This window comes from Streptomyces sp. NPDC001941, assembly GCF_040296945.1.
Lineage (GTDB): Bacteria > Actinomycetota > Actinomycetes > Streptomycetales > Streptomycetaceae > Streptomyces.
On record NZ_JBEOYE010000080.1, the window covers coordinates 1 to 20,412 of the forward strand.

Here is a 20,412-nt window from a genome sequence, read left to right on the forward strand (position 1 = left end):
CCGAGTGGATCGAGGAGCACGCCCGCCCGCTCTACCACGCGGCCCTGGCCCTCGGCGCGAACCACCTGGTCACGCTGGTGCCTCCATGTCGTCGATCATCGGCATCCGCGGGTTGGCGGGCGCGCACTGGTCGGCGTAGGCGTTCATCGCCTGCTGCGGCAGGGCCGCCATGAAGGCCTCCTCCTCGACGCCCTCGGCCTGGAACGAGGCGGGGATCCCGCACCGGTCGCGCAGCTCCTCCACCGCGCGGGCGTAGGACTCCACGCCCTCCTGCGGCGTCGCGGCCGGCAGGCCCAGCACCTTGGCGATCTCCTGGAAGCGCTCCGGCGCCCGGTAGACCTCGGCCTTCGGCCACGGCGTGGCCTTGCCGCTGACCTGGCCGTTGTGCCGGATCACGTGCGGCAGCAGCAGCGCGTTGGTGCGGCCGTGGGCGACGTGGAAGGTGTTGCCCAGGGTGTGCGCCATGGCGTGCACCAGGCCGAGGAAGGCGTTGGCGAAGGCCATGCCCGCCACCGTCGAGGCGTTGTGCATCTTCTCGCGGGCCTCGGGGTCCTTCGCCCCGTTCACCACGCACCGCTCCAGGTTCTCGAAGATGAGCTTGATCGCCTGGAGGCAGAGCCCGTCGGTGTAGTCGTTGGAGTAGACCGAGACGTACGCCTCGGTGGCGTGGGTCAGCGCGTCGAACCCGGAGTCGGCGGTGACGGTCGCCGGCAGGCCCATCGGCAGGACCGGGTCGACGATCGCGACGTTCGGGGTGAGCGCGTAGTCGGCCAGCGGGTACTTCTGGGCCGCCGCCGGGTCGGAGATCACCGCGAACGGGGTGACCTCGCTGCCCGTGCCCGAGGTGGTCGGGACGGCGACCAGCTGTGCCTTCTCGCCCAGGCCGGGGAACTTGTAGGCGCGCTTGCGGATGTCGAAGAACTTCTCCTTGGTGTCCGCGAACTCCACCTCGGGGTGCTCGTACATCAGCCACATGATCTTGGCCGCGTCCATCGCCGAGCCGCCGCCCAGCGCGATGATCGTGTCGGGCTGGAAGTCCCGCATCATCGCGGCGCCGGTACGCACGGTCTCCAGCTCCGGGTTGGGCTCGACGTTGTCGATGACCTGGAGGACCACGACCGAGGGGCGGGCCTGGAGGATGTCGGTGACCTTCTGCACGAAGCCGAGCTGCCCCATCGTCTTGTCGGTGACGATGCTGACGCGCTTGATGCCGTCCATCTCACCGAGGTAGCGCAGGGAGTTGCGCTCGAAGTAGATCTTCGGCGGGACCTTGAACCACTGCATGTTGTTGTTGCGCCGTCCGATCCGCTTGACGTTGACCAGGTTGACCGCGGTGACGTTGTTGGACACCGAGTTGTGCCCGTAGGAGCCGCAGCCGAGGGTGAGCGAGGGGAGGAAGGAGTTGTAGACGTCGCCGATGCCGCCGAAGGTGGAGGGGGCGTTGACGATGACCCGGATCGCCTTGACGCGCTTGCCGAACTCCTCGGCCAGCTCCTCGTCCTCGGTGTGGATGGCGGCGCTGTGGCCCAGGCCGTGGAACTCGACCATCTGCGCGGAGAGTTCCAGGCCGTGCGCGGTCGAGCCGGCCTTCAGGGCGGCCAGCACCGGGGAGAGCTTCTCGCGGGTGAGCGGCTCGCCCTCGCCGACCTCGGCGCACTCGGCGATCAGGATGGAGGTGTCCTCGGGGACCTCGAAGCCGGCCTGCTCGGCGATCCACCGCGGGGACTTGCCGACGACGGCCGCGTTGAGCTTGGCGCCCGCGCAGTTGGCGGCGAAGGCCGTGGTGCCGAAGACGAACTCCTCCAGCTTGGTCTTCTCCGCGGCGGTGACGACGTACGCGCCCAGTCGCTGGAACTCGGCGAGGCCCTGCTCGTACACCTCCTGGTCCAGGATCACGGCCTGCTCGGAGGCGCAGATCATGCCGTTGTCGAAGGACTTGGAGAGGACGATGTCGTGCACGGCGCGCTGGAGCTTGCCGCTCTTGGTGACGTACGCCGGGACGTTGCCCGCGCCGACGCCGAGGGCCGGCTTGCCGCACGAGTAGGCGGCCCTGACCATCGCGTTGCCGCCGGTGGCCAGGATGGTGGAGACGCCCTCGTGGTTCATCAGCAGCCCGGTCGCCTCCATCGAGGGCTCCTCGACCCACTGCACGCAGTCGGCGGGCGCGCCGGCCGCGACGGCGGCGTCGCGCACGGTGCGGGCGGCCTCGGCCGAGCAGTTCTGCGCGGAGGGGTGGAAGGCGAAGACGATCGGGTTGCGGGTCTTCAGCGCGATGAGCGCCTTGAAGATGGTGGTGGAGGTCGGGTTGGTGACCGGGGTCATCGCGCAGATGACGCCGACGGGCTCGGCGATCTCGGTGACGCCGTTCAGCTCGTCGCGGGAGATGACGCCGGCGGTCTTCAGCCCGGCCATGGAGTTGGTGACGTGCTCGCAGGCGAAGAGGTTCTTCACCGCCTTGTCCTCGAACAGGCCGCGGCCGGTCTCCTCGACGGCCAGCTGCGCCAGCTCGCCGTGGCGGCTGAGGGCCGCGAGCGAGGCCTTCTTGACGATGTGGTCGACCTGCTCCTGGTCGTACGACTCGAACGCTTCCAGCGCCGCGAGCGCTCCCTGGACGAGTCCGTCCACCATCTCGTTGGCCTGCATGGCAGGTGCTCCTTCTCCGGGACCTTTTTCCGACACCACAATTCGACACCCGAAAAAGCTCGGGGAGGGTCCGAAAAAGGCCCCGGAGGGCAGGGCGAAGGTCCCTTAGAATACCTGGACCTCGCCGGAATCACCGCTCTGAGCTGCGGGGATGCAAGGCGACCAAAGTCCCTTGCGAGCTTGTGAAAACTTTCACAAGAATTTCGGGAAAAGTGTCACGCGTCCGGTCCGAGCCACCCCCGCATCGCCGCCCGCAGCCCCGCCTGGAAGCGCGTTCCCGCGCCCAGTTCGCCCAGCAGGCCGCCGATCCTGCGGCGCACCGTGTGCACGTGGACCCCCAGCCGGCGGGCGATCGCCTCGTCCTTCAGGCCGCTGGCCAGCAGCCCGAGGAGCTCCGCGCTCTGCGGCGGCACCGCCCCGTCCCCGAACGGCACGGCCCCGTCCCACACCGCCTCGAACAGCCCCCCGAGCGCGGGCCGCAGCAGCCCCTCCCCCACCACCAGCGCGCTGGCCGTCGGGTCCGCGTACTCGTCCGGCGGCAGCAGCGCGGTCCCCGAGGCCGCGCCCCAGTCCGCCATCACCAGCTTCGTCGGGACCCGGGTGGCGATCCGGACGCCGAGCCCCAGCTCCGCCAGCTCCCGCAGCTCCCGCAGCCGCCCCGGCCGGTCCAGCCCCTCCTGCCCCAGGACGAGCCGCACCCGCACGCCCCGCTCCAGCAGGGCCCGCACCGCGGGGCCCGGCTCGGCCGTCGCGTACGGCGGGCGGTCCAGGATCACCACGTCCCGGCGCGCCCCCGCGATCAACTCCTCCACCCGGCGCGCCACTTCGTCCGCGCCGTGCACCGCCTCCAGGCCGCCGGGCGGCAGCCCGGACGTGCCCGCCGCGAGCCGCCCGGCGATCGCGTCGGCCGAGAGCCGTATCCGCTCCAGCTCGGCGGCCCTGCGGTGCAGTTCGGCGGTGCGGCGGTGGACGAGGGCGCGCACGGCGGGTCCGGCGGGCACCGGTCGCGGCAGCAGCCCCCCGGCCGCCGGCACCGTGAACCCGTACTCCCCCAGCCGCTCCAGCGCGTGCCCGAACTCCTCCCGCGTCATGCCCAGTTCGTCCCGCAGCCGCTCGGCCCCCGCCGAACGCCCCCGTGACAGCGCCCGGTACACGCGCTCCTCGGCCGGGCCGAGGCCCAGTTCCCCCAGTGTGGTCTCCATGGTCATGGGCCTGATTCTTGGGCCGCCCCCGGGTCCACACAAGTGGGCATCCCCAGTTGTGACCAGCGCTTATTCCTTGATCAACACCCGCGCAACGACTTGCCTTGGGCGACCGGTACGAGCGTGGGAGGAAAGAACGTGAGCAGGAGAAGCAGGTCCGGAGCGGGGGCGCGGGCATCCGGCGTCGCCGCGCTCCTCGCGGTGGCCTCGGTGCTGTCCGCCGTCACCCCGGCGTCCGCCGCGCCGGGCGGCCCGGCCGCCGAGGTGGTCCCGGGCGCGGGCACCGCCACGCCCGCCCTGGTGGACGGCATCGCCGAACCGGCCCGGGCCACCGGCAGCGCGGCCGACGCGGCGCGCGAGCACCTGGCCGCCCGCGAGGGCCGCTACGCGATCGCCGACCCGGGCCGCGACCTGGCCCCGGCGGGCACGGTCACCGAGGGCGCCGACGAGACGGTCCGCTTCCAGCAGCGGTACCGGGGCGTGCCGGTGCTCGGCGGGCAGTACCTGGTGCGGATGGAGCGGCGCGGCGGCGGGCGGGTCGTCACGGGCACCTCCGGGCGGTACTTCACCGGGCTCGACGCCCCGGCCACCGCCACCGTGCCGACGGCCACCGCGGTGGCCCGGGCGGTGGCGGCGACCCGCGCGGAGCAGTCGGCGCGCAAGCTGGCCCGGGTGCCCGCGGGGACGGCGCCCCTCAAGGGCGTCCCCCACGGCCTGGTCGTGCTGCCGCGCGGCTCCGGGGTGCTCACCCAGCACGTCACGGTCACCGGCACCGACCCGGTCACCGGCGCCCCGCTGAAGGAGGAGGTGTACGTCGACGCGCGCGCGGGCTTCCCGGTGCTGCGCTACTCCGGCATCCAGACGGTCGACGGCGCCCCGGCCACCGGCTCCGGCGTGAAGCTGGACGGCACGAAGGTGGCCCTGGACGTCACGCGCGGCGGAGGGGGCTTCGCCCTGCGCGACCAGCGCCACCACGGCGGCGGCGGGCGGACGATCAGCACCTGGGACGCGACCGGCGTGGACGTCCAGGACGCGTCCGGGAAGTGGCCCGCCGGCATATCCGAAGTCGCCTCCGCGGCGAAGGCGTTCGGCAAGGACGCCACCGACAAGGGCGCGGTCGACGCCCACTGGGCGGCCGGGCAGGTCTACGACTACTACAAGAAGAACCACGGCCGGAACTCGCTGGACGGCCGGGGCGGCACGCTCAACTCCCTGGTGGGCGTCACCGAGTACGGGCTGCCGTACGCCAACGCCTTCTGGGACGGCCAGAAGATGGTGTACGGCTCCGGCGGCGACGGCTACAAGCCGATGTCGGCGGACCTGGACGTGGTCGGCCACGAGATGACGCACGGCGTGGTGGAGCACACCGCGGGCCTGGTCTACACGGGCCAGTCCGGGGCGCTCAACGAGGCGATCGCCGACTACTTCGGCAACGCCATCGACGTGGACGTCACCAGGCCGCCCGCCGCCACCGCCGCGCTGATCGGCGAGGACCTGTGCACGGACCGCACGGGCGCCGACTGCGCGCTGCGCGACCTGAACGACGGCCGCACCACCGCCAAGGACTTCCTCGGCGTGCAGTACGGCACCGACAACGGCGGCGTGCACCTCAACTCCACGATCGTCTCGGGCGCCCTGTGGGACATCCGCGAGGACCTGGGCGGCAGGCTCGCCGACCGGATCGTCTACCGCGCCCTCACCTCCTACCTCACCCCGCTCGACGGCTTCACCCAGGCGCGCACCGCGGTCGTCGCCGCGGCCAGGGAGCTGAAGGTCAGCGCCGGCCAACTGCGGGCGGTGAAGCGGGCGTTCGACGCGCACGGCATCGTGCCCGGCTGGGAGAAGGCGATCGGCGCCGACAGCGACGAGCTGCTGGGCGACGTCAACACCAAGGGCACCCCGGCGGGCGCGGGCGGCGGCTGGTGGGCCGCGTCCAGGTCCGACGAGGAGGGCGGCGAGCCGTACTCGGTGTACGCGGGCCGCACCGACGGCAAGGGCGCGCCGCGCCTGCTGAGCCCCAACGACGGCCGGTTCCACGTCTACCCGGACACCGACGGCACGACCGCGGCTTGGGCGGCGTACGGCCCGACCGGCACCGCCGTGCTCTCCCGGCCGCTCAAGGGCGGCCCGGTCCGCACCCTGTGGTCGACGACCGCGCAGGTCGGCAACGTGCACGTGGCCGGCTCCACGGTGACCTGGCAGGAGAGCACGCCGGGCGGGAACCTGCGGGTGGCGTGGCTGCGCACCGGCGAGCGCGTCCCGCACTACGCCGACGGCGGGCGGACCGACGTCAGCACCGCGCTGCCCACGGTCAGCGCCACCCGGCTCGCGTACGCCAAGGCCTACACGGACGCGGACGGCATCGGGCAGATCACCACGGAGATCCGCGACCTGCGGTCCGGCAAGGTGACCACGCTCGCCCCGAAGGGCGCCCGCTCGGGCATCGCGACCCCGGTCCTGACCTCGACGTACCTGTACTGGCTGGTCGACGACATCGAGGACGACTGGCGGATGGGCGTGCGCCGGGCGAAGCTCGACGGCACCGGCCTGACCGACCTGGTCCCCGAGTCCACCGAGGACGCCCACTACCAGGCGCTGGACGCCACGGACCAGGCGCTGACCCTGACGTACTGGAAGCCGCGCAGCTGGGGCCCGGTGTGGGTGCCGCTGGAGAACCAGCACCTCACCAAGGTCTACCAGGCCGACCCGGACGCCAGGAACCTCCAGCGGGTCTCCTGCACCCGCGGCGAGCAGGACGGCGCCGCCGCCGACACCGGCCGGCGCGTGGTCTGGCTGGACGGCACCACGGGCCACACCGACCTGGTGACCCGCGCCCGCCCGGCGGGCCGCTGCTGACCGCCGGACGGTGAACCGCACGGGCCCGCGTCCCCGGAAGGGGGCGCGGGCCCTTCGCGTACGGAGCACGGGGTACGCGGGCTGAGGGGGCGCGGCTACTCCCACACCTCCGAGGGCGCCACCTCCGAGCGCGGCTCCCGCAGCCGCTCGCCGTCGTCGGCCGGGCGCCGGTCCCCGTGCGGGGCGGGCCGGGGCGGGGCGATCGACGGCGGGGCCGCGTCCGGGCCCCGCTCCACCGCGGCCTGCTCCACCGTGCCCTTCTCCACCACGGCCTGCTCCACCGGCGGCACCGGCGCCGCGGCGGGTGCGGGCGCGGGTGCGGGTGCGGCGGGCGGCGGGGCGGCGCGCTCCAGGAAGCGCAGCAGCTCCACCGGGAAGGGCAGCACCAGCGTGGAGTTCTTCTCGGCGGCGACGGCCACCACGGTCTGCAGCAGCCGCAGCTGGAGCGCGGCCGGGGTGTCGGCCATCTCCTTGGCGGCCTCCGACAGCTTCTTGGAGGCCTGGAGCTCGGCGTCGGCGTTGATGACCCGGGCGCGCCGCTCCCGGTCGGCCTCGGCCTGGCGGGCCATGGAGCGCTTCATCGTCTCCGGCAGCGAGACGTCCTTGATCTCGACCCGGTCGATCTGGACGCCCCAGCCGATGGCCGGGCTGTCGATCATCAGCTCCAGGCCCTCGTTCAGCTTCTCGCGGCTGGCGAGCAGGTCGTCCAGGTCGCTCTTGCCGATGATGGAGCGCAGCGAGGTCTGGGCGGTCTGGGAGACGGCGAAGCGGTAGTCCTCGACCTTGACGAGCGCCTCGGCCGGGTCGACGACCTGGAAGTAGACGACGGCGTCCACGCGTACGGTGACGTTGTCGCGGGTGATGCCCTCCTGGGCGGGCACCGGCATGGTCACGATCTGCATGTTGACCTTGTGCAGCCGGTCCACGAAGGGCAGGACCAGGGTGAAGCCGGGTCCGCGCACCGCGGCCCGGAGCCTTCCCAGCCGGAAGACGACCCCGCGTTCGTACTGCTTGACGACGCGGGCCGCGGCCATCGTGTAGACGATTCCCGCCGACACGACGGCCGCACCGGCCGTCAACAGAGTCTCGACCATCACGGCCCCCTCGGGTCCGGTACGGGCACACCGACGTGCCCTTCCGACGGTAACTCCGCTTTCTCGCCAAAGGGAGACCAAAGGGAGTCCCGTTCAGGACAGCGGATGGGTAATCATCAACTGTGCGGGGAATGCAGGCTGACGATGCCTGCACGGGGCACTTTCGGCGAAGGAGGCGGGGGTTGCGACGTCGGGTGCGCGCGGAGGACGGGCGGCATCTGATGGTGGAGCGCCTGGGGGATCCCAGGGGGAAGCCGGTCTTCCTGCTGCACGGCACCCCGGGCAGCCGCCTGGGACCGGCCCCGCGGGGCATGGTGCTGTACCAGCGTGGGATGCAGCTGATCGCCTACGACCGTCCCGGGTACGGCGGTTCGGACCGCCTGGCCGGGCGCAGCGTCGGCGACGTGGTGCAGGACGTGCGGGCGATCGCCGACAACCTGGAGCTCGACCGCTTCGCCGTGGTGGGCCGCTCGGGCGGCGCGCCGCACGCGCTGGCCTGCGCCGCGCTGATGCCGGAGCGGGTGACGCGGACGGCGGCGCTGGTCGCGCTCGCGCCCCGGGACGCGCCGGGCCTGGACTGGTTCGAGGGCATGACCACGCACAACGTCACCGAGTACTCCTACGCCTCGGACCACCCCGAGGCCGTGGCCGACCGGCTGATCCCGCGCGCCGACGAGATCCGCCGCAACCCGGTGGCGCTGCTGGACGCGCTGCGCCAGGAGCTCACGGACTCGGACCGGATGGTGGTGGCGGACGCCGGCGTGCGCTCCATGCTGCTGCGCAACTACCAGGAAGCGCTGCGGACTTCGGCGTACGGCTGGATCGACGACGCGCTCGCCTTCTGCAGTCCCTGGGGCTTCGACCCGGCGGACATCACGGGGCCGGTGCTGCTCTGGCACGGCGAGCAGGACGTGTTCTCACCGGTGGGCCACTCCCGCTGGCTGGCCGGCCGCATCCCGAACGTGACGGTCGAACTGGAGCCCACGGCAGCCCACTTCGCGGCCCTGCACGCCCTGCCGCGCGTACTGACCTGGCTGCTGGCGGACTGAGCCCGCGGACGGCGGGGCCGGGGTCGCCGCGCGGCGACCCCGGCCCCTCCTGCCGTCACACCGCCAGCGGCTCCAGGTCCCGGTAGGCGCGGCGTTCGTCGCGGGCGATCCGGGTCAGGGCGTGGTCCTCGCCGAGCAGCCGGGAGAGCTCGTCCGCCGTCTCGGCGCGCAGGTGCGCCGCCTCGTCCTTGCGGCCCAGCGCGCTGAGCGTGACCGACATGTTGGAGGTGAGCGCCAGCACCTCCGGGTGGTGCGAGCCCAGCACCTCGCGCAGCCGGGTCACCGCCCGGCGCTCGGTCTCCAGGGCCTGGTCGAACTCCCCGAGGTCGGCCCTGGCGTTGGCGAGGTTCATGGAGCAGAACAGCACGTGCGGGTGGGAGTCGCCGAGCACCTCCGTCATCACCTGGTGCGCGCCCACCAGCAGGTTCAGGGCCAGCTCGGGCGCCCCGCAGCCCCACTGGTAGATGCCGAGGTTGTTGACCGCCGCCAGGGTGTACGGGTGCCGCTCCCCCGGCACCTTCATGTACTGGTCGACGACCTCCTGCGCGGTGTCCCTGGCCGCCACCGGCTCGCCGGCCGCGAACAGGTCGGCCGCGAGGTTCAGGTCGCAGGCGAGCGAGTCGGGGTTGGCGGCCGCGTACTTGGCCCGGTAGCGGTTGCGGGTGGCCGTGGTCAGCCGTCGCGCGTCCTCGGTCCGCCCGGCCCTGCGCAGCGACACCGCCAGGGACTTGGCGGCGGCCAGGGTGCCCGGGAAGGTGCGGCCCATCGTCTCCTTGTAGATCTCGTACGTACGGCTGAGCAGCGCCGCCGAGTCCTCGTACCGCCCGACCTCGCGCAGGTCGCGGGCGAGCGAGGTGGCCGAGGACAGGGTGTACGGGTGCTCGGGGCCGAGCACCTCGGTGCGCCGGTCGAAGACGTCCTGGTCGATCTCCCGGGCGCGGGCGTACTGCCCGACCATGCGCAGGTTGAGCGCCAGGTTGTTGGCGGCGGCCAGGGTGCGCGGGTGGGACTCGTGGAAGATCTGGCTGAAGCCCTCGTGCGCCTCGGTGGCCAGTTCCATCGCACTGCCGTACTGGCCCAGCGTGCCCAGGTCCATCGCGAGGCCGCTGGTGGTCATGTAGGTGTGCGGGTGGGAGACGCCCAGCACCCGGCGCTGGCGCTCCAGGGTCTCCTCGTCCAGCTCCCTGGCCTCCACGTAACGCCCTTGCGTGCGGAGGATGTTGGAGAGGTGGAAGCGCAGGTAGAGGTACTGGAGGTCGTCGTTGCCGAGCCTCTCGCGCCAGTCGTCGCGCAGGCTGCTGCCCAGCGACCAGGCGGTCGTGATGTCACCGCGCTTCCACAGGTAGCGCACCCGGTCGATGAGCAGCCGCCGGGTCTCCGGCTCCTTGCAGTAGCGCGCCTCGGACGGGCCCAGATGCGGCCAGATGGTGGCGAACCGCGGCCAGGTCTCGGGGTTGTCGATGGGCTCGTCGTCGTCCGGCCGGGCCCCGGCCAGGATGCGGTGCACCGCGTGGCGCGCCTCGCGCTGCTCCTCCTCGCTCAGCTGGGCCCGGATGACCGCCTGGACCAGGCGGTGCACCTGGATGGAGTTGGAGACCTGGTCGACCTTGGCCAGGGCGAACCGGCCGATCTCCCGGATCACCCGGCCGAGCACCAGCTTCTCCTGCAGGGAGGCGTCGTAGGGCTTGAGGGCCTCGATCATCTCCTTGCTGTACAGCAGGTTCGCGGATATCGGCTCGGGGGCGAAGAAGGCGCACAGCTGGAGCAGGCGGACCGCCGCGGGCGAGCGCTCCTTGAGCCGCTCGATGGAGACGTTCCAGGTCGCGGCCACCGGCTCGGGGTAGCCGGCCGGCTGGTTGAGGGCCAGGGCGCGCGGCGCCTGGAGCTCCAGCTGTTCCAGGTAGGCGGCTACCGGCGTGGCGGTCTCCGCGATCCAGGCGGCGGCCTGCTCGACGGCGAGCGGCAGGTCGCCCACCGCGTCGGCGACCTGGTCGGCGTCGGTGTGGGTGAGGCCGGGGGCGCGGCGCTGGAGGTGCTCGATGGACTCCTCGCGCAGGAAGACGTCGACGGGCAGCGCGTCGCCGTACTGGGACCAGGTCTGGTTGCGCGAGGTGACCAGGATGTGGCCGCCGGTGGGGAAGAAGCGCTTGAGGGCCTCGGGGTCGTCGGCGTTGTCGAAGACCAGCAGCCAGCGGCTGGAGGGCACGCCCCGGCGCAGCAGGTCGATGGCCTCCTGGGAGGCGGCGGCCATGTCCTCGCCGCCCTGGGCGCCGAGCCGGACGGCCAGTTCGGCCAGGCCCGCGATGACGTCGTCGGTCTGCTCCGAGGAGATCCACCACACCAGGTCGTAGTCGGCCATGAAGCGGTGCACGTACTCCAGGGCCACCTGGGTCTTGCCGACGCCGCCGAGGCCGTACAGGGTCTGCGGCTGCGGGAGCACGACGGCCATGCCGCCGCCGAGCTGGTCGCGCATCCGCTCCAGGACGACGGAGCGCCCGGTGAAGCCGGGGTTGCGCGGCGGCGCGTTCCAGATCTTGGGGACGGTGCCGGGGAACCGGGGGCCGGGCGGCACCCCGTCGTTGAGCTGCACGGGCCGGTCCAGGGCGCGCAGCAGCGCGGTGGTGGCGTGCACCTCGTCGAGCCGGAAGAGGTCGACGGGGTTGCGGTCGATGTAGGGGGTGGTGAGGCGTACGTCGCCGACGCGCAGCGGCAGCAGGTGGCGGCGCCCGCCGCTGGGGTCCTCGGAGGCGGCCCGCTCCCAGACCTCCATGGCGCGGGCGGACTTGAGGTAGGCGCTGGAGAGCAGGACGACGGTGCGCGCGGCGGTCTCCAGGGGCAGCGGTTCGCCACCGGTGTGCGCGGGGTCGGTGGAGACGTCGCGCGGCAGGACGCGGAAGCCGGCCCGGCTGAGCACGGACTCGATCCAGTCGGCCCACATCCGGTTCTCGGCGACGTACGACAGGAAGAGGTCGGCGGGCAGCGCGGGGCGGCGCCGGGTGAAGGCGTCCCGGATGCGCAGCCGGACCTCCTCGCCGACCGAGGGCATGGAGGTGATCTGCTGCTCGGTGACCACGGAGGTGAGCCGCTCGAAGGCGGAGAGCAGGGAGTTGGAGAGCCCGGCCTCGTCGCCGAAGGTGGCCAGCGTCTCCTCGTAGGCGTAGTAGGGGCGGTAGGGGATCTCCACCGCGCCCCAGTAGGCGGTGAGGTCGTCGCTGGTGAGCCCGGAGGGGAAGCCGTCGAACTTCAGCCGGGCCAGGGCCCGTCCGGCGTCGGCCTTCTCCTTCTCGCCCTCGTCGATGCGCATGGGCACCGGGTAGATCTGGATGCCCCGGCCGCCGTAGCGCTCGTCGATCTGGCGGGCGACCGCGGCGGCGCCGTCGATGGACTGGTCGCTGAGGGTGAAGCAGTCCACCAGGACGTCGGGCAGGTGGACGGTGCAGATGTCGGCGATGTCGCTGAGGCCGGTGCGGCTGTCGATGAGGACGTAGTCGTAGTTGGCCTTCATGTCGTCGCGCAGGGCGTCGAAGAAGTGCCCGCCGCCGAGGCGGTCGTAGAAGTTGTCCCAGTCGAAGGTGGAGACGGTCGCCGAGTACTCGCGGTTCTGCTTGCCCGCGGAGACGAAGTCGAGCGTGCCGCCCTCGGGGAACTCCCAGCCGAGCGCCTCGGGAGCGAGCGAGACGGCGTGCGGCTGGATGCGCGCGTAGTCCCGGTGCCAGTCGTCGGGCCGCTGGACGGGGCTGGTGGCGGCCCAGGCGTACTCGGTGATCAGGTCGATGACACCGGTGGTGGCACCGAGCGTGGAGGGGTCGAGGAAGGGGTGGAAGAAGCGGTGCAGGCCGGGGGCTTCGAGGTCCCAGTCGACGGCGAGCACCCGCCTGCCGTTGGCGGCGAGTATCCAGGCCGTGTTGGCCAGGGCCATCGTCCTGCCCGTACCGCCCTTGTACGAGTAGAAAGTGACGATGCGTCCGTCACGGCTGGCTGTCATCCGGGTCCTCCGCATCGGGCGCGATCTCGTGCGTGTCGGGGATGTAGTGCGTGGTCGCGTACTCGGCGGCCATCGGCCCGCGCAGCCGGGGCCGTTCGGTGTGCCGCCCCCCGGCCGGCGGGTAGACCGCCGCGTGTCTCAGGTACTGCTGCGCCGCTGCCTCGATCACCTGCGGCAGGATCTGCCCGAAGGCCTCCATGCTGGGGACCCCCCGGGCCGCGGCCCGGCTCGCCGCCCTTCCCTGGCCCATCTTGATGGGCATGGTGGCTTCCAGCTTCTCACTCAACTCGGCTTCCAGGGCCCTGGATTGGTGGTCCAGTCGGTTCCACGGCACCACCACGCTGACCCAGGGCCGGTGTTCGGCGTCGAAGGCGGCGAGCCGTTCGCGCCGGTCCTCGTCGAGCAGGGCCCAGCGGTCGACCAGCAGGATCTCGGGCCGGGCGGGGGGCTGCTTGGCGTCCAGCGGCCCGGAGTCGTGGTCGAAGGAGGTGACGGTCGCCTGGTAGTTCAGGGAGCGGATCAGGTCCTCGGCCACGTAGGCCAGCGGTCTGGCCGATTCCGGGTAGTACGGGTTCCAGTCCTGCGGCATGTCGCCGTAGTACTCGTCGAGCCGGCTCTCGGGCAGGTCGTGGCGGGTGGGCGCGGCGACGGTGACCTGGATGGGGCGGGGCCCGCCGCCGGGCAGTCCGAACGCGCTGGGGGCCTGGCGGTAGTCGACGGGGCGGCCCGGGCCCACGCCCGAGCTGTCGGCGACGGAGACGATGCGCTTGGCGAGTTCGTAGACCGCGCGCTCGTACTCCTCGGCGAATATGCGGAGCTTGATGAGACCGTAGAGGCCGTCGGTGACGTAGCGGTCGCCGAAGGCCCGGTGGTTGAACTGCAACCGTTCGGCGGGGCCCGGCAGTTGCTCGGGCGGCACCGGGACCCACAGGGCGGGGACGATGGCCTCGGCGGGCCGGTTGCTCTTGGCCTGGTGGTAGATGGCGCGCTGGGCGAAGGCGTACCACTCCTTTCCGCACATCTCGCTGGCGAAATAGCGCGGGGAGAAGAGAGGTACGAATACCCGGCAGGTGGCCAGTACTTCTCCCAAGCGCTCCGACCAGCCCTCGCCGGAGCGTATCTCCCGGTCCATGAAGCCCGCCTGGGCCCCGGCCGGGAGGTCGGTCATGTTCATCACGTGATCGCAGAGATCACGAAAGAGCCTTTCGACCCACATGTCGGGGTCGGGGACCCCGGCGCCGTACCTCGGCGTATGCGCGTAACTCAAGAAGAAGTACGGCCGATGGTCCGCCGCTCGCTGCTGCGGTGACGCGTGCACACGACCCCCGTCCTGTGTGAGCACCCACCCCCGCGTCCCGCGGGGTGAGGGCGAATTAATCATTCCGGAGCTGGCCTTGCTGCATCCCCCCGACGTTCAGTCAATCACCACCGATTTTCGGTCATCCTCCGGCGCGGCAGGCCTCTTTGCGCAACTCGGCCACGAGGAGTTTTCCGCTGACGGTGAGTTCGGCGGCGTGTTCGAGGGTGTCCAGGGCGCGCGACACGTGGTCGTGGTGTCCCGGCTCGAACGCCGCGAGCCCTACTCGCAGGTATGCCCCGGCCAGCAGCCGCGACACCGCGACGGGCTCCTCGTGCCAGGGCGCGGGGTGCAGCCACTCGCCGTCGAGGGCGTACAGGTCCGTCACGTCGAGCAGGGCCCGCAGCCGGGCCCGCCGGGAGCCGGCCAGCAGCGCCCGGGCGAGCCCGGCCGCGTCACCGGTCAGCGGCAGGCCCAGGGCCCCGTACCCGTGCCGGCCCACCGAGGGCCCGGACCCGGCGATCGGGGTGAGCGTGGTGACGGTGTGCGCGGCGGCGGCCGCCTGGTGCGGGGCCGTCTCGCGCAGCAGCGCCCAGGCGGCGGCGAGCCGCCCGCTCCAGTCGGCCGCGGCGGCCAGGCCCAGCCGGGGCAGCGCGGGGGCGTCGAAGCGGTCGCGGTACGGGTCGAGGTCGTCCAGGACCACGTCCGGCGCCCCGTCCCGGCCCAGCCGCAGCAGCGGGCGCCACTCGGGCGTGGCCTCCCAGAGCCGGACGACCCGGTGCTCGCCGCCCTCGGCGCGCACCCGGAAGCCCTTCTCGGTGACCCGGACCTCGGCGGTGCCGCCGTCCGGGGCGCCGGGCAGCGCCAGCTCGCCGAGCGTGGGCAGCTGGAGGCGCCCTTCGCGGTACGGGACGCGGACCGGGACCTCCAGGCCGCCGCGCACGGCCGCGGCGGCCACGTAGAGGGCGAGGCGGCCGGCCGGGGCGGGCGCGTCGGCGCGCAGGGCCGTGACGCAGTCCAGGAGCCAGCTGCGGGTGTAGGGGTGGGCCAGCACCTCGTCCAGGCCGCCCGAGCGCGCCTCCACGGCCCCGGCCAGCTCCCAGGCCTCCGCCCAGGCCTCGCCGCCGCGCCCGGCCAGCTCCTGGTTGAGGTCGGCGAGCAGGATACGGGTGAGGTCGAACTCCTCGACGGCCAGGGCGAGCGGGTCGCGCACGGCGGCCGGGACGAGCGCGGCGCCGGAGCGCTCCTCGACGCCGTCCACGAGGGCCCTGAGGTCCGTGCAGTAGACCGAGGCGTTGTCGAAGCCGTTGTCGGCGCGGTAGCGGTGGGTGTAGAGGCCGCCGCCGCAGGAGCGCACCACGGGGCAGGCGCGGCAGGTGTCGCTGACGCCGGCCAGGCCGAGCTGCCGGGAGCGCACGCCGGGGTGGGCGGCGACCTCGTCGAAGCTGTGCCGGAAGACGTCGAAGCCGGTGGCGGCGGCGCCCTCGTACGCGCTCTTGAGGGAGTCCACCTGCTCCAGGGTGCCGTCGGTCTCGACGACCACGAGGTCGGTGGGGGCCAGGCCGAGCGACTCGGTGAGGCTGGGACCGCCCGCGAGCGTGGAGAGCACGGACTCGAAGAGGCGCACCGGCACCGGCCGGCCCTGGGCCTCCCAGCGGTCGTAGGCGGCGAGGATCCACGCGGCGTAGGCGGTGGGCGAGCCGTCGGGGCGCGGCGGCGGGTCCTGCCAGGTGGCGTGCGGCAGCAGGAAGTCGATGCGCGGCGGGTCCAGCTCCATCAGGGCGTCGTACACGGCGACCGGATCGTTGGCGGCGTCGATCGTGCAGAGCAGGCCGAGGTCGAGGTGGCGGTAGCGGTCCTGGCGCAGCAGCTCGACGGCCCGGAGGACCAGTGGGTGGCTGCTGCGGCCGTCCGCGAACCGGCGGTGGCGGTCGTTGGCGGCCTTGTCGCCGTCCAGGGAGATGCCCACCCGCACGTGGAACTCGTCGAAGAGGTCGAGGTAGCGGGGGCTGAGCTGGAGACCGTTGGTGTGGATCCTGAGGTCGAGCCCGGCCACCGGGGACACGGCCCGGGTGAGCTCCTCGCACACGCGCCGCAGCCGTGCCGGCCCCGCCAGCAGAGGCTCCCCTCCGTGCAGGATCACTGACACGGAGGGCAGGGCATGGTTCTTGGCATGCTCGGCCAGTCGCAGAGCTGTCCAGGAAATCGCCTCGTCAGAGATTGCCTTGGGGCGGGTTCGCCAGCTCTGATCAGCGTGTTCGTAGATATAGCAGTGGTCGCAAGCAAGATCACATCTGCTGTGGACCTTCAGAACGATCTCGCGAAAAGGGACCAGGGGTCCTGTCATTCCGCCAGTTTAGGGGCAGTTCAGAGAGCGGAGTTGAAGCTCGACGCACGAGCGGCGCGGTCGTCGGTGGTGGGCAGCAGACGGCTGAGCTTCTCGGTGGCGACGGTGCCCCGGGGGTCGATCTCGGCGAGTGGCACGCGGTCCTTCTTCGCAACGGCGAAGATGATGGAGGTCTGAAAGCTCACGACGGCCGTCCTTGGTGATGGTGTACGAACTCGGAGAACCGCACCGTTGCAGTGTCGGCGGCACGACTTTACTCTCATGGCCACCCGCAGCAAATCAGCACATCGAGTCGAGACAAAAGCGTTGCTGCGCATTCGCCCTACGGTGAAGAACAAGCCATTCCATCGAAAGAGTGAAGACAAAACCGCGGACAGGGGTGCGCATGGCGGTGTTCCCGGGCCCACTTCACAGCATGGTCTTCCGAAACGCTGATCTGCCGGAACTCTTCCACCGCTCGGACGCCGTCGCCATCGCCCGGCAGCGCGAGGCCGTGCGCGACACCCGGGCCCAGCTGCTGCTCCTCGTCCTGGGCGCGGGCTTCGCCGCGCTGCCGGGCGGCTGGAAGCTCGGGAGCACTTTCCAACTCGCCCACGCGCTCAGCGCGTTGGCGTACGCCGGCGTGCTCCTCGCGACCTTCCGCGCATCTCGGCGCCGCGCAAAGTCGCATTGGCAACTCAACCGTTCCGCGGCCGAGTTCATCAAGTCCATGTGCTGGCGGTACTCCGTGCACGGGACCCCCTTCGAGGGCGGCCCGGACCACGCCGGATCCGAGGACCTGTTCCTCACCCGCCTGGAGCAGGGGCTCGCCGAACTGCGCAAGGTGGGCTGGCAGGACCCGCGCACCGCGGACGCCTCGCTGTCCTCGGCCCCGCTGGTCACCGAGCCGATGCGGATGCTGCGCGACAAGCCGTTCGGGGCGCGCAAGGAGACGTACGTGCGCGACCGGCTGATCGAGCAGCGCAACTGGTACCACCGGCGCACCGTCGTCTCCCGGCACGCGACCACCTTCTGGTCGGTGACGATCGCCCTGCTCACCCTGCTCGCGCTGCTCTTCGGCATCCTGCAGACGTTCTCGCTGGCCCAGTCCGCGCAGATGGCGGGGGTCCTCTCGGCGGCCGCGGCCGCCTGTGTGGCGTGGAGCGAGATAAGGCGCCACCAGCCGCTGATCGCGGCCCACTCGCTGGTGGAGGAGGACCTGAAGACCATGCACACGGCGATGGAGACGATGACGGAGGAGGCGAACTGGCCGGCGGCGGTGTACGAGACCGAGCGGATCTGCTCCCCGCAGCACACCGACTGGCTGGTGCGCCAGCGGGGTTGACGGAGCGTCAGTGCCGTCAGGCGCGCTCGGTGCCCGGCCGCCAGATGACGGTCACCGGCGTGCCCGCGCGGCGCGCGTACCCGACGATGTCGCCCGTGCCGCCCAGGCCGCGCGCCGGGCGGCCGTCCCAGACGGCGATGAGCCGGTCGCAGTTGTCGGCGATGTAGGTTCCCGCCGCGTAGTAGGCCTCGTCCGTCGAGTGGTCGTAGGCCATTCGGACCTCGCGCGACGCCCGCTCCTTGAGGCAGTGGTAGCGCTCTAGTTCCTCCGGGTGGTCGAAGTCCGCCTCGTAGTCCCCGCTGGGGATCACCACGGTCAGCTCGGCCCCGCAGGCGAGGGCGATGTCGGCGAAGATCTGGTCCGCCCCGGCCGCCAGGCTGGAGAGCGCTTCCATCGAGCCCTCCTGACCGCACAGGGCGGACCGCAGGGCGGCGCGGATGTGCGGGACGGCCTCCTCGGGAAGGGATCTGTGGCCGGTCACTCCGATGCGCTTCACTGACTCGCGACCCCCGTCTGTCTCTCGGCGTGCCCGACCGCTCTCACATCCTCCCAGACGTGTGCAGAACGTCGAGCCCCCGCCCGGGATCCGGGCGGGGGCTCTGGAGGTCCGGGCGGAGTGCGCCGGAGCGGCCGTCCGTCAGAACACGTGGACGCCGTACGCGCTGAGCGCCTCGGTCACCGGCTGGAAGAACGTGGTGCCGCCGGACGAGCAGTTGCCGCTGCCGCCCGAGGTCAGGCCGATGGCGCGGCTGCCCGAGTAGAGCGGGCCGCCGGAGTCGCCGGGCTCCGCGCAGACGTTCGTGCGGATCATCCCGTAGACGATGTCGCCGCCGCCGTAGTTGACCGTGGCGTTGAGGCCGGTGACGGTGCCGCAGTGGATGCCGGTGGTGGAGCCGCGGCGGCACACGGACATCCCGACGGTGGCGTTGGCCGCGCTGGTGATGTCCTGGCTGCCGACCGTGCCGGACTTGGTGACGGAGCCGTTGGTGTAGCGCACCAGGCCGTAGTCGTTGTTCGGGAAGCTGGAGCCCGCGGTGGTGCCGAGCGTGGTGGTGTGGGCGGAGTTCGACCACCAGGTCCCGGCGCCGTCGGTGCAGTGGCCCGCGGTCACGAAGTAGTAGTTGCCGCTGTTGTCCTGGACGTTGAAGCCCAGGGAGCAGCGCCAGCTGGACGCGTAGATGGCGTCGCCGCCCGAGATCAGCTTGTTGAACCTGCCCGGGGTGCGCTCGATGCGCAGGGCCGCGCTGTTCTTCCCGGCGGCCTGCTTGATCTTGGCGATCTCGGCCTGGGAGACGGTGGAGTCCGCGGTGACCACGACCTGGCGGGTGGCCGGGTCGGTGTACCAGGCGGTGCCGGCCACGTCGGCGCCCAGGACGGCGCTGCTGGTGGCGGAGAGCTGGTTCGCGCTGAAGGACTGCTGGGACTGGGCGCTCGCGGTGGGGACGGTGAGCGCGGCGGCGGCCGCCAGACCGGTGGCGGTGACGCCGAGGATCCGGAGCCGTCTGGCTATGCCGCTGGTAGGGGTCGTGGGGGTGGTGCGCTTGATCCTCACTTCTCGTTCCTCCCGAGGGGACGGGGGCCCGCAGTGGGGTGTCGGGCCCGTGAGGCGCAGCCAGAAGGCGGGCGGCGGACCGGTTTTCGGCCACGGCGGCGCCCCCTGACAAGCGCTGCTCGGGAGTATTCGGGCCTTCAACTTGTGCCGCAAGGGCGCCTTTCGGCCGCCGCACGGGCGCACGCGGCCGCGCCCCGGCAGCGACCGCTGCCGCCGGGGTGCGGCGGTGCCCGTGGGGCCTCCCGCGGGGGTGGGACGGGCCGTCAGGCCGCCAGGTTCCGCTCGCCCGCCGGGAGCGGGACGGCGAGGGTGTTGCCGGGGGGCGGGAAGGGGCAGATGAAGGCGTCGGAGAAGGCGCACGGGGGCAGCAGCAGCCGGTTGAGGTCGACGGTCAGCGAGCCGTCCGCGGCGGGGATCCCGGGCCGCAGGAAGCGGAAGCGGTGGCTGCCGTCTCCGCTGGTGGCGTCGGCGAGGACGGCCCACAGCGCGCCGTCCGCCTCGACGGTGACCTGGAGGGCGTGGGTGGCGCCGTCGAGGGTGAAGGAGAGCTCGCCGCCGAGCCCGAGGCCGCGCTCGCGCCCGTCCGCGTTGGGCACCCGCACGCTGCGCTCCTCGCCGTACGGGCGGAAGGTGCCCGGCACCGTCCAGCGCGGGTCGTAGGGGGTCGCCGCGATGCCCGGGAAGTCCCGCCGGGCGGGCGCCTCCGGGTCGAAGTCCCGTACCGCCCACAGCCCTTCGCGGACCAGCAGCACCAGGCGCCGCTCCCCCGCCGAGACGCGCGCGTCGGCGACCGGGCCGCTGTCGGCGGTGAGGCGGACCTCCCCGGTCAGGGGCTTCCCGTCGACGCTCAGGCCGTCCTCGGCGGTGGCCGTGAGGACCACTTCACCGCCCTCTTCGCGCCACTGCCCGGGCACGGCCGGAATTCGCCCTTCCGGGTGATCGGCGAGCCAGTGGGTGCCGGTGAGGGCGAGCGGGCCGTACGGCGCGGTGACCGCGGCGGTGCGGTCCGCGTGCCAGTCCCGCCAGTCCTGCCGGGGGTCGTGCGCTTCGGTGCTCATGCTGA

At 72.4% G+C, this 20,412-nt stretch carries 13 protein-coding genes and 1 pseudogene; 4 read left to right on the forward strand and 10 right to left on the reverse strand.

Features of this window, described 5'->3' with window-relative positions; genetic code table 11:
* A pseudogene (locus tag ABT160_RS35960) lies at window positions 1-113 on the forward strand (DUF2520 domain-containing protein); the annotation flags it as partial.
* Here ABT160_RS35960 and adhE read toward each other — a convergent pair.
* Window positions 70-2,643, reverse strand: a complete 2,574-nt coding sequence (gene adhE / locus ABT160_RS35965; RefSeq protein ID WP_351652195.1) for a bifunctional acetaldehyde-CoA/alcohol dehydrogenase — start codon at window positions 2,641-2,643, stop codon at window positions 70-72. The pseudogene ABT160_RS35960 and the gene adhE sit on opposite strands and share 44 nt — an antisense overlap.
* A 215-nt stretch (window positions 2,644-2,858) precedes the next feature.
* Window positions 2,859-3,851: a hypothetical protein gene (locus tag ABT160_RS35970; protein ID WP_351652196.1), complete on the reverse strand. Its 993-nt coding sequence runs from the start codon at window positions 3,849-3,851 to the stop codon at window positions 2,859-2,861.
* 132 nt (window positions 3,852-3,983) lie between these two features.
* Between ABT160_RS35970 and ABT160_RS35975 the strand changes: the two genes are divergently transcribed.
* Window positions 3,984-6,701 carry a M4 family metallopeptidase gene (locus ABT160_RS35975; protein WP_351652197.1) on the forward strand — a complete coding sequence of 906 codons (2,718 nt, stop codon included), beginning with the start codon at window positions 3,984-3,986 and terminating at the stop codon, window positions 6,699-6,701.
* Between the two features lie 95 nt (window positions 6,702-6,796).
* On the opposite strand, the gene ABT160_RS35980 is transcribed toward ABT160_RS35975, so the two are convergent.
* Window positions 6,797-7,795: a slipin family protein gene (locus ABT160_RS35980; protein WP_351652198.1), complete on the reverse strand. Its 999-nt coding sequence runs from the start codon at window positions 7,793-7,795 to the stop codon at window positions 6,797-6,799.
* A 182-nt stretch (window positions 7,796-7,977) separates the two neighbouring features.
* On the opposite strand from ABT160_RS35980, the gene ABT160_RS35985 reads away from it, so the two are divergent.
* Window positions 7,978-8,844, forward strand: coding sequence for an alpha/beta fold hydrolase (locus tag ABT160_RS35985; RefSeq protein ID WP_351652199.1), 867 nt, complete (start codon window positions 7,978-7,980; stop codon window positions 8,842-8,844).
* 55 nt (window positions 8,845-8,899) lie between these two features.
* Here the strand turns inward: ABT160_RS35985 and fxsT are convergent, their stop codons facing one another.
* The 4 genes from fxsT to ABT160_RS36005 all read right to left on the reverse strand — a co-directional run bounded on the left by fxsT (window position 8,900) and on the right by ABT160_RS36005 (window position 16,658).
* Entirely contained in the window at window positions 8,900-12,829 is a 3,930-nt protein-coding gene (gene fxsT / locus ABT160_RS35990; RefSeq protein ID WP_351652200.1) for an FxSxx-COOH system tetratricopeptide repeat protein, read from the reverse strand.
* Entirely contained in the window at window positions 12,813-14,171 is a 1,359-nt protein-coding gene (locus ABT160_RS35995; protein WP_351652201.1) for a TIR-like protein FxsC, read from the reverse strand. The genes fxsT and ABT160_RS35995 overlap by 17 nt, the downstream gene beginning before the upstream one ends.
* 97 nt (window positions 14,172-14,268) lie before the next feature.
* Window positions 14,269-16,473 carry a radical SAM/SPASM protein FxsBH, inactivated beta-hydroxylase extension form gene (gene fxsBH / locus ABT160_RS36000; RefSeq protein WP_351652202.1) on the reverse strand — a complete coding sequence of 735 codons (2,205 nt, stop codon included), beginning with the start codon at window positions 16,471-16,473 and terminating at the stop codon, window positions 14,269-14,271.
* A 20-nt stretch (window positions 16,474-16,493) separates the two neighbouring features.
* Window positions 16,494-16,658 (reverse strand): FxSxx-COOH-like cyclophane-containing RiPP peptide, encoded by a 165-nt coding sequence (locus ABT160_RS36005; protein WP_351652203.1) that lies wholly within the window; start codon window positions 16,656-16,658, stop codon window positions 16,494-16,496.
* A gap of 230 nt (window positions 16,659-16,888) precedes the next feature.
* Here ABT160_RS36005 and ABT160_RS36010 point away from each other — a divergent pair, with 230 nt between their 5' ends.
* Complete coding sequence (locus tag ABT160_RS36010; protein ID WP_351652204.1) at window positions 16,889-17,797, forward strand: DUF4231 domain-containing protein; 909 nt, start codon at window positions 16,889-16,891, stop codon at window positions 17,795-17,797.
* Between the two features lie 16 nt (window positions 17,798-17,813).
* Here the strand turns inward: ABT160_RS36010 and ABT160_RS36015 are convergent, their stop codons facing one another.
* The 3 genes from ABT160_RS36015 to ABT160_RS36025 form a co-directional block, all read right to left on the reverse strand.
* Complete coding sequence (locus ABT160_RS36015) at window positions 17,814-18,293, reverse strand: hypothetical protein (RefSeq protein WP_351652205.1); 480 nt, start codon at window positions 18,291-18,293, stop codon at window positions 17,814-17,816.
* A 141-nt stretch (window positions 18,294-18,434) separates the two neighbouring features.
* Window positions 18,435-19,349, reverse strand: a complete 915-nt coding sequence (locus ABT160_RS36020; RefSeq protein ID WP_351652206.1) for a S1 family peptidase — start codon at window positions 19,347-19,349, stop codon at window positions 18,435-18,437.
* A gap of 263 nt (window positions 19,350-19,612) precedes the next feature.
* A complete protein-coding gene (locus ABT160_RS36025) occupies window positions 19,613-20,407 on the reverse strand; it encodes a DUF1684 domain-containing protein (protein ID WP_351652207.1) in 795 nt (264 codons plus the stop codon).
* Window positions 20,408-20,412 lie beyond the last annotated feature (5 nt).